The organism is Pseudomonas yangonensis (assembly GCF_009932725.1).
Taxonomy (GTDB): Bacteria; Pseudomonadota; Gammaproteobacteria; order Pseudomonadales; family Pseudomonadaceae; genus Aquipseudomonas; species Aquipseudomonas yangonensis.
On the sequence record NZ_BLJU01000002.1, the window covers coordinates 554,101 to 568,231 of the forward strand.

Genomic DNA, 14,131 nt, shown 5'->3' on the forward strand with positions numbered 1-14,131 from the left:
CGGCGGAATGTGACCGCGGCACGCGGCCTGTCATCCAACTGTCAGTTTGCTGCGCCAGGCTCGCCTGGCGCTGGTTTTTCGACTCAAGGGACTTATTCATGTCTGCATCCCTCGCATTCGTCTTTCCCGGTCAGGGTTCGCAAGCCCTGGCCATGCTCGCCGATCACGGTGCCCAGCAGAAGCTGGTACTCGATACCTTCGGCGAAGCCTCCGAAGCGCTCGGTTACGACCTCTGGGCGCTGACCCAGCAAGGCCCGGAAGAGCAACTGAACCAGACCGACAAGACCCAGCCGGCCATTCTTACCGCCTCCATCGCCCTGTGGCGTCTCTGGCTGGCCGAGGGTGGCGCCAAGCCGGCGTTCGTCGCCGGTCACAGCCTGGGTGAGTACTCCGCGCTGGTCGCCGCGGGCAGCATCGGCTTTACCGACGCCGTGAAGCTGGTGGAGCGCCGCGGTCAACTGATGCAGCAGGCTGTTCCGGCCGGGCAGGGTGGCATGGCCGCCATCCTCGGCCTGGAAGATGCCGACGTGCTGGCTGCCTGTGCCGAAGCGGCGCAGGGCGATGTGGTCAGTGCGGTGAACTTCAACGCCCCGGGCCAGGTGGTGATCGCCGGTAGCGCGGCTGCCGTCGAGCGTGCCATCGAGGCGTGCAAGGCGCGTGGTGCCAAGCGCGCCATGGCGCTGCCGGTCAGCGTGCCGTCGCACTGCGCGCTGATGAAGCCCGCTGCCGAGCGTTTCGCCGAGTCGGTCGAGGCATTGAACTGGCAGGCGCCGCAGATCCCGCTGGTGCAGAACGTCAGCGCCGCCGTGGTGTCCGATCTGGCCACCCTGAAGGCCGACCTGCTGGCGCAGCTGTACAGCCCGGTTCGCTGGGTAGAGTCCATGGTGCGTCTGTCCGAGCAGGGCGTAACCGATCTGGTCGAGTGCGGCCCCGGCAAGGTGCTCAGCGGCCTGAACAAGCGCTGCGTCAAAGGCATCAACACCCACAATCTGGATACCCCCGACGCTTTCGCCGCTGCTCGTGCTGCGTTGGCTTGAGAAAGGAGAACGAACATGAGTCTGCAAGGTAAGGTCGCGCTGGTCACTGGCGCCAGCCGTGGTATCGGCCAGGCAATCGCTCTTGAGCTGGGCCGTCAGGGCGCCATCGTCATCGGCACTGCCACTTCGGCATCCGGTGCCGAGCGCATCGCTGCCACGCTGAAAGAGCACGGCATCAGCGGTACCGGCATGGAGCTGAACGTGACCAGTGCCGAGTCCGTCGAGGCCGTGCTGGGTGCTATCGCCGAGCAGTTCGGTGCGCCGGCCATTCTGGTTAACAACGCCGGTATCACCCGCGACAACCTGATGCTGCGCATGAAAGACGACGAGTGGTTCGATGTCATCGACACCAACCTCAACAGCCTCTATCGCCTGTCCAAGGGTGTGCTGCGTGGCATGACCAAGGCACGCTTCGGCCGGATCATCAACATCGGTTCCGTGGTTGGTGCCATGGGCAATGCCGGACAGGCCAATTACGCTGCCGCCAAGGCCGGTCTGGAAGGTTTCAGCCGCGCTCTGGCGCGTGAAGTCGGTTCGCGCGGCATTACCGTCAACTCGGTAGCTCCTGGTTTCATCGACACCGACATGACTCGCGAGCTGCCGGAAGCACAGCGCGACGCGCTGCTGACGCAGATTCCGCTGGGCCGTCTGGGCCAGGCCGAAGAGATCGCCAAGGTCGTCGGTTTCCTGGCTTCCGATGGCGCAGGCTACGTCACTGGGGCTACTATTCCGGTGAACGGCGGTATGTACATGAGCTAAAAAGGCCGCCTCCGACTGTCCGGAGGTTCTCGAATGTGACGCGAGCCATCAGAAAACTGTCATAGTGGCTGTCTAAAATCCGTTATAAAGCTGCAACAGGTTTATAGACAGATCGTTGAAGTGTTCCTGGGGGCTCCCCGGCATTCAGCTTGAAATGCTAAAAACCCTTTCTATACACTTGGCCGCTACCAGCTGCCTGGATTTGTCCAATAGGAGTGAAAACAAGGTATGAGCACCATCGAAGAACGCGTCAAGAAAATCGTTGCTGAGCAACTTGGCGTCAAGGAAGAGGAAGTAACCAACAGCGCTTCCTTCGTCGAAGACCTGGGTGCCGACTCTCTTGACACCGTTGAGCTGGTGATGGCTCTCGAGGAAGAATTCGAGACCGAGATCCCGGACGAGCAAGCTGAGAAGATCACCACCGTTCAGGAAGCCATCGACTACGTGACTGCCCACGCGCAATAAGTCACAGTCAGCTTTCTGACCGAGAAAAGCCGCACTGCCCTCATCAGGCGTGCGGCTTTTCTTTACGTGCAAGGCGCATGTAGCGCCTGAGTAGAACAAGAGGAGATTGCTGTGTCGCGTAGACGCGTCGTGGTTACCGGTATGGGCATGCTGTCGCCGCTGGGTAACGATGTGCCGAGCAGCTGGCAGGGCATTTTGGCCGGGCGCAGTGGCATCGGTCTGATCGAGCATATGGACCTGTCGGCCTACTCCACCCGTTTTGGCGGGTCGCTCAAGGGCTTCAACGTCGAGGAGTACCTCTCTGCCAAGGAGGCGCGCAAGCTCGACCTGTTCATCCAGTACGGTCTCGCTGCCTGCTTCCAGGCCGTGCGTGATTCCGGCCTGGAAATCACCGATGCCAATCGCGAGCGTATCGGTGTGGCCATGGGCTCAGGTATCGGCGGCCTGACCAATATCGAGAACAACTGCAAATCGCTGCACGAGCAGGGGCCGCGGCGCATTTCGCCGTTCTTCGTGCCGGGCTCGATCATCAACATGATTTCCGGTTTCCTGTCGATCCACCTGGGGCTGCAGGGGCCGAACTACGCCATCGCCACGGCGTGTACCACCGGCACCCATTGCATCGGCATGGCCGCACGCAATATCGCCTATGGCGAAGCTGACGTCATGGTCGCCGGCGGCGCCGAGATGGCGGCCTGCGGCCTGGGCATGGGCGGTTTCGGTGCGGCGCGTGCGCTGTCGACTCGCAACGACGAGCCGACCAAGGCCAGCCGCCCGTGGGACAAGGGCCGTGACGGCTTCGTGCTGTCCGACGGTTCCGGCGCCCTGGTGCTGGAAGAACTGGAACACGCCAAGGCGCGTGGCGCCACCATCTATGCCGAGCTGATCGGTTTCGGTATGAGCGGCGACGCCTTCCACATGACCTCGCCGCCCGAAGATGGCGCCGGTGCGGCGCGCTGCATGGCGGCAGCCCTGCGTGATGCGGGCATCAATGCCGACCAGGTGCAGTACATCAACGCGCACGGCACCTCGACTCCGGCTGGCGATATTGCCGAAGCGGCAGCGGTGAAGAGCGTGTTCGGTGATCACGCCTACAAGCTGGCGGTCAGCTCGACCAAGTCCATGACCGGTCACCTGCTGGGGGCTGCGGGCGCGGTGGAAGCGATCTTCAGCGTGCTGGCGATCCGCGATCAGGTCGCGCCGCCGACCATCAACCTGGACGAGCCGGACGAAGGCTGCGACCTGGACTTCGTCGCGCACCAGGCCAAGGCCATGCCGATCGAGATCGCCCTGTCGAACTCCTTCGGCTTCGGCGGCACCAACGGCTCGCTGCTGTTCCGTCGGTACCACGGCTGATGCTGAGCTGGGTCAACGGCGCGCCCGGCGAGCAACTGTCGGTTCGCGACCGTGGCCTGGCTTACGGCGATGGTCTGTTCGAGACCATCGCTGTGCGTGGCGGGCGCATCCCGTTGCTGGCGCGGCATATGGCGCGCCTGGCCGATGGCTGTCGGCGTCTGTCCATTCCTCTCGATCTGCCGCTGATGGAAGGCGAGTTGCAGGCCTTTGCCGGGCAACTGGGCGAGGGCGTGGCCAAGCTGGTCGTTACCCGAGGTGAGGGCCAGCGCGGTTATGCGCCGCCACAGCCCTGCCAGCCGCTGCGCATCCTGCAGGCCGCACCTTTGCCGCAGTATCCCGCTGTGCACGCCGATCAGGGCGTGCGTCTGTTCCCCTGCGTGACACGTCTGGCCGAGCAGCCCTTGCTGGCCGGTCTCAAACATCTCAACCGTCTGGAGCAGGTGCTGGCGCGTGCCGAGTGGCAGGACGCCGAGTGTGCCGAGGGGCTGATGCGTGACAGCCATGGCCGGGTCATCGAAGGCGTGTACAGCAACCTGTTTCTGGTCATCGACGGCGGGCTGGTGACGGCCGATCTGTCGCGCTGTGGCGTGGCGGGGGTGATGCGTGCGGAGATTCTGCAGCAGGCGCAGATGCTTGGGCTGGCCATCGAGTTACGCGATATTTCATTGGAAGAACTGCTGAGTGCCGATGAAGTCTTTCTCTGCAACAGCCTTTACGGCATCTGGCCTGTACGGGCGCTGCAAGAGCGACACTGGTCGGTCGGGCCGCTCACCCGTAAACTGCAGGCCATCGTCTGCGACCTACTGAGTAAATAACTGGTGCTACGCAAGATCTTGTTGCTGCTCGAGTGCGGTGTGCTGCTGGCTGCGCTGCTGGTGGTAGGGGCCGCCTGGCAGCAGCACAGAGCGCTGGAACAGCCTCTGCATCTGACTGAAGAAATGCTTCTGGAAGTGCCGTCCGGCGCTACGCCGAGCGGCCTGCTCAATCGTCTGCAAGCCGACGGCGTGATCGACAACGCTTTCTGGCTGCGCCTTTACTGGCGTTTCAATCTGCGTGCTCCGGCCATGCACAGCGGCGAATACCGCCTGCTGCCCGAGCACAGCGCGCGGGACATGCTCGGCCTGTGGCAGCGCGGCGAAGTGGTGCAGTACAGCCTGACGCTGGTCGAGGGCTGGAACTTCCGCCAGGTGCGTGCGGCCCTGGGGCGTCAGGAGCGCCTGGAGCAGCGTCTGGCCGATCTCACCGATGCCCAGCTGATGGAACGTCTGGGGCTGGCCGGACAGAATCCGGAAGGGCGCTTCTTTCCCGACACCTACCGCTATGTGCGCGGCATGAGCGACGAAGACCTGCTTAAGCAGGCCAATGCTCGCCTTGAAGCCGTGCTTGCCGAAGAGTGGCAGAAGCGCGCCGAGGGTTTGCCCTACCGCGAGCCGTACGAGGCACTGATCATGGCCTCCATGATCGAGAAGGAAACCGGCGTGCCCGAGGAACGCGGCGAAATCGCAGGTGTGTTCGTCCGCCGTCTGCGCATGGGCATGCGTCTGCAGACCGACCCTACTGTGATCTACGGCATGGGCGAGCGCTACAACGGTCGTATCACTCGTGCAGACCTGCGCACGCCGACGCCCTACAATACCTACACCATCGACGGCATGCCGCCGACGCCGATCGCCATGGTCGGGCGTGAGGCCATTCACGCCGCGCTCAACCCGCTCGATGGCACCACCCTGTATTTTGTCGCGCGAGGCGACGGCAGCCATGTGTTCTCCAACACCCTGGATGAGCACAACCGCGCCGTGCGCGAATACCAGCTCAAGCGTCGCGCCGACTACCGCTCCAGCCCCGCGCCTCGCGCGGCGGCCGAAACTGAATAAGGGCAATCCGTGACCGGTCTGTTTATTACCCTGGAAGGCCCGGAAGGTGCTGGCAAGAGCACCAATCGCGAGTATCTGGCCGAACGCCTGCGCGAGCAGGGCGTCGACGTGCTGCTGACCCGTGAACCGGGCGGCACACCGCTGGCCGAGCGTATCCGCGAGCTGCTGCTCGATCCCAGCGACGAGCCGATGGCGGCCGATACCGAGCTGCTGCTGGTGTTTGCCGCCCGTGCTCAGCACCTGCAACAAGTGATTCGCCCGGCCTTGGCCAAGGGCAGCGTGGTGCTGTGCGACCGTTTCACCGACGCCACCTACGCCTATCAGGGCGGCGGGCGAGGACTGTCCATCGAGCGCATCGCGCAGCTGGAACAGTTCGTCCAGGCCGAGCTGCGCCCCAACCTGACGCTGATTTTCGATCTGCCTGTGGAAGTGGGGCTTGCGCGCGCAGCGGCGCGCGGGCGCCTGGACCGTTTCGAGCAGGAAGGCCGTGGCTTCTTCGAAGCGGTACGCCAGGCCTACCTGCAGCGCGCCGCGCAGGCGCCGCAGCGTTATCGCGTGCTCGATGCCGGGCAGAGCCTGGCCCAGGTTCAGGCTGATATCGATACCTTGTTGCCGAGCCTGCTGGAGGCCTGCCGTGGCTGAGATCTACCCCTGGCAGCAACCGCTCTGGCAGCAACTGGCCGGGCGCAGCCAGCATGCCCATGCCTACCTGCTGCATGGTCCCAGCGGCATCGGCAAGCGCGCGCTGGCCGAGCGCCTGATGGCATATCTTCTCTGTCAGAGCCCGAGCGGCCTGGATGCCTGCGGCAACTGCAAATCCTGTCATCTGCTGGTTGCCGGCACTCACCCGGACAACTTCGTGCTCGAGCCCGAGGAGGCGGACAAGCCGATCAAGGTCGATCAGGTGCGCGAGCTGGTCGATTTCGTGGTGCAGACCGCGCAGCTTGGCGGGCGCAAGGTGGTGTTGCTGGAGCCGGCCGAGGCGATGAACCTCAATGCCGCCAATGCGCTACTCAAGAGCCTTGAAGAACCGTCCGGCAATACCGTGCTGCTGCTTATCAGCCACCAGCCCAGCCGCCTGTTGCCGACCATCAAGAGTCGCTGCGTACAGCAGGCCTGCCCGCTGCCGAGCGAGGCGACGAGCCTGGCCTGGCTGGCCCAGGCGCTGCCCGAGCTGGGCGACGATGAGCGCGCCGATTTGCTGACCCTGGCAGCGGGCTCGCCACTGGCCGCTGTGCGCTTGCAGGCGCAGGGCGTGCGCGAGCAGCGCGCGCAGGCGGTGGAGGGGGTGAAGAAGCTGCTCAAGCAACAGGTTTCGCCAAGCCAGCTGGCGGAAAGCTGGAACGCGCTGCCGTTGAATCTATTGTTCGACTGGTTCTGCGACTGGGCACAGCTGATGCTGCGTTACCAGCTGACCAGGGACGAGGAGGGCCTGGGCCAGGCCGATATGCGCAAGGTGGTGCAATACCTGGCGGACAAGACGCCGCAGGCCAGGGTGCTGGCCATTCAGGAATGGCTGCTTGGCCAAAGGCAGAAGGTGATCGGCAAGGCCAACCTCAACCGTGTGCTGCTGCTGGAAGCCTTGCTTGTGCAGTGGGCCGCTCTGCCCGAGCAGGGGCGCGGCTGACCGAGGTCGCATCGGGATTCGGCAAGGCGTCACATTCTGCTGGCTGCGTGCCACCCGGTGGTTTGCGCCGGAGTATGAACAGGCCCTAGAATCAAGCATTAAGCAATAAACGCCAGGAATGCGCTGATGAGCCTGCCACCCAATCTGGGGCCCCGTAACGGAATTCTGTCCCTGACCATCAAGGACAAGTCCGTGCTGTACGCGGCCTACATGCCTTTCATCAAGAACGGCGGGCTCTTTATTCCCACCAACAAGAGCTACAAGCTCGGTGATGAAGTGTTCATGCTGCTCAACCTGATGGACGAGCCGGAGAAGATCCCGGTGGCCGGCAAGGTGGTGTGGATCACTCCGAAAGGCGCTCAGGGCAACCGCGCCGCCGGTGTCGGCGTACAGTTCAACGATGGTGACAACACCGCGCGCAACAAGATCGAGACCTACCTGGCCGGCGCGCTGAAATCCGACCGCCCGACGCACACCATGTAATGCGCTGGCCGCGAGCGAACTCCCCTCGCGGTCAAAGCATCTCCCTCTGAACGTCCAGGCACCTGCCTCTTTCGATTACAATTCGGGTTTTCCCTTTGCCCGAGTTTTCCCGCTGTGCTGATCGACTCCCATTGCCACCTTGATCGTCTCGACCTCGCTGCCCATGGCGGTTCGCTGGATGCTGCCCTGGATGCGGCGCGTGCCGTCGGCGTCGGCCATTTTCTGTGCATTGGCGTAAGCGCCGACAACGCGGCCACGGTCAAGGGCCTGGCTGAGCGCTACGCGGACGTCGATTGCTCGGTGGGCGTGCATCCGCTGGACCTCGAGCCAGGCGCGGAGCCGGCGCTGGACTGGCTGCTGGGCGAGCTGGCGCATCCGAAGGTGGTCGCCATCGGTGAGACCGGACTGGATTACCACTACGAGCCGGAGTCTGCTGCATTGCAGCAGGCGTCCTTCCGTCTGCATCTGGAAGCGGCGCGCATCACCGGCAAACCGGTGATCGTGCATACCCGCGAGGCTCGCGCCGATACTCTGGCCCTGCTGCGCGAGGTGGCGCTGCCGCAGGCCGGCGTGCTGCACTGCTTCACCGAAGACTGGGAGATGGCCAAGGCCGCGCTGGACATCGGTTTCTATATTTCCCTGTCCGGTATCGTTACCTTCCGCAATGCCGAGGCGCTGCGCGAGGTCGCCCGCCAGGTACCGGCCGACCGCCTGCTGGTGGAAACCGACTCGCCTTACCTGGCGCCCGTGCCGCATCGCGGCAAGCCCAATCTGCCGCAATACGTTCGGGAAGTGGCTGAATACCTGGCGGTGCTGCGTGGCGTCAGTTACGAGACCCTGGCCGAGCAGACCTCGAGCAACTTCAAGCGCCTGTTCCCGTTGGCTGGTGTGGCTTGAAACTATGGCGTAGCCCGGATGCAATCCGGGGACATCGGTAGATATTTCCCGGATTGCATCCGGGCTACGATTAGCGCCTCTACCAATCGCCAGGCAAAAAAAACCCGGACTCTGGGGGATGAATCCGGGTTAAGACCATTAGGAGTAAATCAAGGTACGCGGTCCACGGTACCTTGGCTGGCGGGGCACTTGGGGGGAGATGCCGCACACCAGTAAGTTCCAGTATTGGTCATGTTGGGCGAGCGTCCAGGCAAAATCGTGTGTTTTTTAAACAGATTTGGAATACCGCGGTCGCTGTTGAGTCCTCACCCTTTTGCCAGCTGGGCTAGAAGCTCCAGCGTTTCGTCGATTACCTGCTCCTGGGTGTAGAAGTGCGGTGACAGGCGGACCCCGGGCCCGCGCTGCACACAGATCACCTGTTCTTCGCGCAGGCGCTGATACAACGCAGCATTGTCCCGGCCCGCCAGGCTGAAGTTGAGGATGCCGGCGCGGCGTTGCGTATCCAGCGGACTGTGCAGCGTAGCGCCGGGTAACCTGGCTATGCCGTCGGTCAATTGCCGCACACGTTCCTCCAGCAAGGCGCCGACGCGCTCCATGCCCACTTCCTCGAGCAGCGCCAGGCTCGCTTCCAGGGCGAAGGCGCCGAGCATGTTCGGGCTACCGCATTCGAAGCGCCGGGCGCTCCGTGCCGGTTGCCAGTCCTGGCGGGTGTAGTCGCCAGCATGCTCCAGCATATGCCAGCCGTATTCGTGCAGCTGCAACTGATCACGCACGGCGGTGCGGCAATAGAACACGCCGAGACCTTCTGGGCCGAGCATCCATTTGTGGCCATCGGCCATGGCGAAATCACAGTCGTAAGCCTGCACGTCGAAGGGCAGGGCGCCCAGCTGCTGGATGGCATCCACGCAGAACAGCACGCCGTGCTGACGGCAGCCGCGGCCGAGGCGCGACAAATCCAGGCGCAGGCCGCTGGCGAACTGCACGGCGCTGACAGACAGCAAGCGTGTACGTGGGGTGAAGGCTGCGAGCAGCGCTGCTTCCGGGTCATCACCCTTGAGGCTGACTTCGATCACCTCCACGCCCTGGGTTGCCAGCGCCAGCCAGACGATGCGGTTGGAGGGGAATTCCTCGTCACTGATGATTACCTGGTCGCCGGGGCGCCAATCCAGACCGAAGGCCACGAACGACAGCGCTTCTGACGTGTTCTTGACCAGAGCGATATCGCCGGTGCTTGGCGCGTTCAGCAAGCGCATCAGGCGTTCGCGCAGACTACGCTCCAGTTTCAGCCAGTCGGGATAATCACGCGCCCCGCTGGTCACGTTCGCTTCCGAGAACCGGCGCACCGCTTCGGCACTGCGTTTCGGCCAGGGGGCAACCGCGGCATGGTTCAGATAACGCAATCCACTTTCTTGGGGAAACTCATCATGAAACACGTACATGGTCGGATGATCCGTGCAATTTGGCTACATTTGGGCATAATAGGCGGCTTCGATTTTTGACCCCGCAGTCCCTTTATGCAGAAAGAACCCCGTAAGGTCCGCGAATTCCGTCGCCGCGAGCAAGAAATTCTCGACACCGCGCTGAAACTCTTCCTCGAACAAGGAGAAGACAGCGTCACCGTCGAGATGATCGCTGATGCGGTTGGTATCGGCAAAGGCACTATTTACAAGCACTTCAAGTCCAAGGCGGAGATCTACCTGCGCCTGATGCTCGATTACGAGCGCGATCTGAACGAGCTGCTGCATTCGGCTGATGTGGATCGCGACAAGGAAGCGCTGTCGCGTGCCTACTTCGAATTCCGCATGCGCGATCCGCAGCGCTATCGCCTGTTCGACCGCCTGGAAGAGAAGGTGGTCAAGGGCAATCAGGTGCCGGAGATGGTCGAGCAGCTGCACAAGATCCGCGCCTCCAACTTCGAGCGCCTGACCCAGCTGATCAAGGGGCGCATCGCCGAAGGCAAGCTGGAAGACGTGCCGCCGTACTTCCATTACTGCGCCGCCTGGGCGCTGGTTCACGGCGCAGTAGCGTTGTACCACTCGCCGTTCTGGAGCAACGTGCTCGAGGATCAGGAAGGCTTCTTCCAGTTCCTCATGGACATCGGCGTGCGCATGGGTAACAAGCGCAAGCGCGACTGAGCCGGCGCGGGGCGCCGTGCCGAGGCGACACTGACCTGCGGCAAATGCGACCCCGCTCATTCAGCCGGCCGATGGTCCATGTGCCACGGCCGGTTACGGCGATATACTCCAGTCATCCTGCTTGGAGTACGCCATGATCGTTGACCGCCAGGGCAGACGCTTTCGCAACCTTCGCGTCAGCCTGACCGCCGCCTGCAATTACGCCTGCATCTACTGCGTGCCGAACGGCAAGCGCCTGGTCGCCGCTCAGGACGAACTCTCCGCTGACGCCATGGCACGCGGTGTTGCCTACCTGATCGAAGCAGCCGGCATCGAACGTCTGCGTATCACCGGTGGCGAACCGCTGGTGAGCACGCGCCTGGAGCCTTTCCTGCACCAGGTCAGCCAGCTCGGCCTCGATGACATCAGCCTGACCACCAACGGTCAGTTGCTCGAGCGCAAACTGCCGGTGCTGGTCGAATGCGGTATCCGTCGCTTGAACGTTTCCCTCGATACCCTCGATGCCGAGGCTTTTCGCGGCATCGCCCGTGGCGGGGACCTGGCTACCGTGTTGGCTGGCATGGAAGCAGCGCGTGATGCCGGGATGAAGATCAAGGTCAATATGGTGCCGTTGCGTGGGCAGAACCTCGACCAGGTGCTGCCGCTGCTCGACTATTGCCTGGAACGCGGCTTCGAGTTGCGCTTCATCGAGTTGATGCGCATGGGCCACCTCGCACGTGACCCCAACACCTTCAATCAGCAGTTCGTCGGCATGCCCGAGCTGCTGGAACTGATAGGGGGTCGTCACCAGTATGTCCAGGCCAGCGCTCCGGTGGATGCCACCGCGCTGCGCTACGCCATTCCCGGCGTGGGGCACTTCGGTGTGATCGCCAATGAAAGCGTACCGTTCTGCCGGACCTGTTCGCGCCTGCGCCTGTCCTCCACCGGCTGGCTGCATGGCTGCCTGTCGTCGAGCAACCGCCATTTCGTCGGCGACCTGCTGGACAAGCCGCGCCACCAGGCCCTGCCAGCGCTGCAGCGTCTATTGGTCAAGGCGCTGGGTGACAAACAGGACCTGGCTTTTTCCGGTGGCGTGACGGTGATGAAGATCATCGGCGGCTGAGCCGCAGGGCGCGCCATGCACAACGCTGGCGGCAAGACGGCTGGGGCGATGTTCGGCTGCTGCGATAGCCCGCGTGGCTCGGCAGTCACGTCCGACCCGGATACACTGCCGGGGCGTCAACCAACCGAGTGTCCTCCCGCATGTCCGCCACCTTTCCCATCGCCTACATCGAGCCGGTGTTCCGTCCGCCGAGCGAAGCCCAGTCGTTGGTTTTGCCGGTCACCAATGGCTGCTCCTGGAACCAGTGCACCTTCTGCGAGATGTACACCGCACCGCAGAAGAAATTTCGCGCCCGTGACGAGGCGCAGGTGCTGGAGGAGATTCGTCGCGCCGGCGAGCAACTGATCGTCAGCCGCGTATTTCTTGCCGACGGCGATGCCCTGGTGCTGCCGACCCGGCGTCTGCTGGCCATACTGCAAGCCATACGTGACTACATGCCCGAGGTCCGCAGGGTTTCCAGCTATTGCCTGCCGCGCAATCTGCGCAAGAAGTCGGTGGAAGAGCTCAGGGAGCTGGCCGATGCCGGGTTGAAGATGGCCTACGTCGGCTGCGAGTCCGGTGATGACGAGGTGCTGGCACGAGTCAACAAAGGGGAAACCTTCGACTCCAGCCTCGCCGCTCTGGACAAGCTCGGCCAGGCCGGCATCATCCGCTCGGTAATGATTCTCAACGGGCTGGGCGGCCAGGCGCTCAGCGATCAGCACGCCGACAATTCCGCGCGCCTGATGAACGAAGCTCAACCCGAGTACCTGTCCACCCTGGTGGTCAGTTTCCCCATGGGCGAGGCGCGCTTTCGCCAGCAGTTCGCCGATTACCAGCCGCTGACGCAGTTGCAGCTGTTCGCCGAAGTCGAGCGGTTGCTGCAGGGGCTGGAGCTGCAACAGACGGTGTTTCGCAGCGATCACGCCTCCAATTATCTGGTGCTCAAGGGCAACCTGGGGCGCGACAAGGAACGTCTTCTGGCCCAGGTGCGCAGCGCCATCGAGCGACCGCAGCAGGCGAACCTGCGTCAGGAGTGGCAGCGCGGGCTTTAACAAGGCTGGCGCAAAATCTGCATCTATGCCTCATTCGCCGGTTTTCCGTCACCGGCACGAGGAGGATTCATTCATGCGTAACCTGCTTCTACTGGTGGCGTTGCTGGGGCTGGCTGGCTGCATGAAGGTCAGCGATCTGGCCAGTGGCGCCGAGTACCACCTGCGCGATGCCGGTTTTCTCGATCATGGCCGCACCGAGCGCATGGCTTCGCGGCGCCTGCAGCAGGATTCGTTCATCTATATCGCCCAGGGCCATTTCGTACCGCCGGGCCACGGTTACCCGCGGCCCAACGTGGTGGCCGAGGAAGCCTTCAAGGGCTTCGTCGAATACTTCCCGTTGGTGCGCCGTGCCCGTCAGCCTGCAGGCCTGGATGAGGCCATGGCCGAGGCGCGTAGCGCTGGCGCGCACTATCTGTTGTATGCGCGCTTCGCCTACAGCGATGACCGCATCGGCACTCTGGAAGAATGGGAAGATCAGGAAGCGGTGGACCGGCTCGGTACCGACCGTGCTTCGATCCAGTTGATGCTGATCGAAACCAATACCCGATATCTGGTGGATACGGCGCGGATTCGCAGCCGTGGCGGATTCCTGACGTTTTACGATGCCAAACCCCAGGACCTGATCGGGGCGCCGCTGCATGACTATGCACGCAGCCTGATCGGGCTTGGGCGTTGAGCACTGCGCGCGGCTAAAGCGCTGTTCAGGGTGTATCCTCTTCGGTTCGCAGCAATCTGAACGAGGAGAGAGCATGAGCGATCCAGGCAAGGCTGGCGACCTGCTGGCGCAGATCCCCAAGGGCGAAGGCAAGGGCCTGCCACCCGTTCACCTGTGGAACCCGGATTTCTGTGGCGATATCGACATGCGTATCGCCCGTGACGGCACCTGGTATTACCAGGGGACGCCCATTGGCCGCAAACCCATGGTGCGGCTGTTTTCCACCATCATCCGCCGTGACGGCGACGACTACTTCCTGATCACGCCGGTGGAGAAGGTCGGCATTCAGGTCGAGGATGCGCCCTTCGTGGCCGTGACCCTGCAAGTGGAAGGCGAGGGCGAGGCGCAGGTGTTGCGCTTTACCACCAATGTCGAGGATGAGGTGGTGGCCGGCGTCGAACACCCGATCCGTGTACAGATCGATCCTGCGACACTCGAACCCTCGCCCTACATTCTGGTGCGGCGTAACCTCGAAGCGCTGATTCACCGCAATGTGTTCTATCAGTTGGTAGAACTGGCGGTGGAGCGTGAAATTGACGGAGAGCCCTGGTTGGGCGTGTGGAGCAGCGGGCAGTTCTATCCCATAGGGCCATCTCCGGCCTGAGAGTGATTGGCTTGAGCGACTGCGACGGTGCGCGCGGGCACAC

General features: G+C 63.1%; 16 protein-coding genes. 15 read left to right on the forward strand and 1 reads right to left on the reverse strand.

Translation table 11 applies throughout. The features are described from left to right. The first annotated feature begins 98 nt into the window (after positions 1-98). The 10 genes from fabD (at position 99) to GYB81_RS04325 (ending at position 8,498) form a co-directional block, all read left to right on the forward strand. Complete coding sequence (fabD, locus tag GYB81_RS04280) at positions 99-1,037, forward strand: ACP S-malonyltransferase (RefSeq protein ID WP_161866449.1); 939 nt, start codon at positions 99-101, stop codon at positions 1,035-1,037. Between the two features lie 15 nt (positions 1,038-1,052). Further along, positions 1,053-1,796, forward strand: a complete 744-nt coding sequence (fabG, locus tag GYB81_RS04285) for a 3-oxoacyl-ACP reductase FabG (protein ID WP_013714817.1) — start codon at positions 1,053-1,055, stop codon at positions 1,794-1,796. 228 nt (positions 1,797-2,024) lie between these two features. Beyond that, on the forward strand, positions 2,025-2,261 hold the full coding sequence (gene acpP / locus GYB81_RS04290) for an acyl carrier protein (RefSeq protein ID WP_003245177.1): 237 nt from the start codon (positions 2,025-2,027) through the stop codon (positions 2,259-2,261). 111 nt (positions 2,262-2,372) lie between these two features. Next, a complete protein-coding gene (gene fabF / locus GYB81_RS04295) occupies positions 2,373-3,617 on the forward strand; it encodes a beta-ketoacyl-ACP synthase II (protein ID WP_161866448.1) in 1,245 nt (414 codons plus the stop codon). After that, entirely contained in the window at positions 3,617-4,432 is an 816-nt protein-coding gene (gene pabC / locus GYB81_RS04300) for an aminodeoxychorismate lyase (protein ID WP_161866447.1), read from the forward strand. The genes fabF and pabC overlap by 1 nt, the downstream gene beginning before the upstream one ends. A gap of 3 nt (positions 4,433-4,435) precedes the next feature. Beyond that, a complete protein-coding gene (gene mltG / locus GYB81_RS04305) occupies positions 4,436-5,491 on the forward strand; it encodes an endolytic transglycosylase MltG (protein ID WP_161866446.1) in 1,056 nt (351 codons plus the stop codon). A gap of 9 nt (positions 5,492-5,500) precedes the next feature. After that, a complete protein-coding gene (gene tmk, locus GYB81_RS04310) occupies positions 5,501-6,133 on the forward strand; it encodes a dTMP kinase (protein WP_161866445.1) in 633 nt (210 codons plus the stop codon). After that, positions 6,126-7,118, forward strand: a complete 993-nt coding sequence (locus GYB81_RS04315) for a DNA polymerase III subunit delta' (protein ID WP_161866444.1) — start codon at positions 6,126-6,128, stop codon at positions 7,116-7,118. The genes tmk and GYB81_RS04315 overlap by 8 nt, the downstream gene beginning before the upstream one ends. 126 nt (positions 7,119-7,244) lie before the next feature. After that, a complete protein-coding gene (locus tag GYB81_RS04320) occupies positions 7,245-7,601 on the forward strand; it encodes a PilZ domain-containing protein (protein WP_003245164.1) in 357 nt (118 codons plus the stop codon). 114 nt (positions 7,602-7,715) lie between these two features. Then, entirely contained in the window at positions 7,716-8,498 is a 783-nt protein-coding gene (locus GYB81_RS04325) for a TatD family hydrolase (RefSeq protein WP_161866443.1), read from the forward strand. Between the two features lie 305 nt (positions 8,499-8,803). Here the strand turns inward: GYB81_RS04325 and GYB81_RS04330 are convergent, their stop codons facing one another. Continuing rightward, positions 8,804-9,937, reverse strand: coding sequence for an aminotransferase class V-fold PLP-dependent enzyme (locus GYB81_RS04330; protein WP_161897735.1), 1,134 nt, complete (start codon positions 9,935-9,937; stop codon positions 8,804-8,806). 75 nt (positions 9,938-10,012) lie between these two features. Here GYB81_RS04330 and GYB81_RS04335 point away from each other — a divergent pair, with 75 nt between their 5' ends. The 5 genes from GYB81_RS04335 to GYB81_RS04355 all read left to right on the forward strand — a co-directional run bounded on the left by GYB81_RS04335 (position 10,013) and on the right by GYB81_RS04355 (position 14,088). Beyond that, entirely contained in the window at positions 10,013-10,633 is a 621-nt protein-coding gene (locus GYB81_RS04335) for a TetR/AcrR family transcriptional regulator (protein ID WP_003245158.1), read from the forward strand. A gap of 133 nt (positions 10,634-10,766) precedes the next feature. Continuing rightward, positions 10,767-11,735 carry a GTP 3',8-cyclase MoaA gene (locus GYB81_RS04340; protein ID WP_161897736.1) on the forward strand — a complete coding sequence of 323 codons (969 nt, stop codon included), beginning with the start codon at positions 10,767-10,769 and terminating at the stop codon, positions 11,733-11,735. Between the two features lie 140 nt (positions 11,736-11,875). Next, positions 11,876-12,769, forward strand: coding sequence for a radical SAM protein (locus GYB81_RS04345; protein WP_161897737.1), 894 nt, complete (start codon positions 11,876-11,878; stop codon positions 12,767-12,769). 73 nt (positions 12,770-12,842) lie between these two features. Next, positions 12,843-13,445, forward strand: a complete 603-nt coding sequence (locus GYB81_RS04350; RefSeq protein WP_161897738.1) for a DUF4823 domain-containing protein — start codon at positions 12,843-12,845, stop codon at positions 13,443-13,445. 73 nt (positions 13,446-13,518) lie between these two features. Beyond that, the gene (locus GYB81_RS04355) at positions 13,519-14,088 is read left to right on the forward strand and encodes a DUF1285 domain-containing protein (RefSeq protein WP_161897739.1); all 570 of its coding nucleotides are present in this window, start codon (positions 13,519-13,521) and stop codon (positions 14,086-14,088) included. The last annotated feature ends 43 nt before the right edge of the window (positions 14,089-14,131 follow it).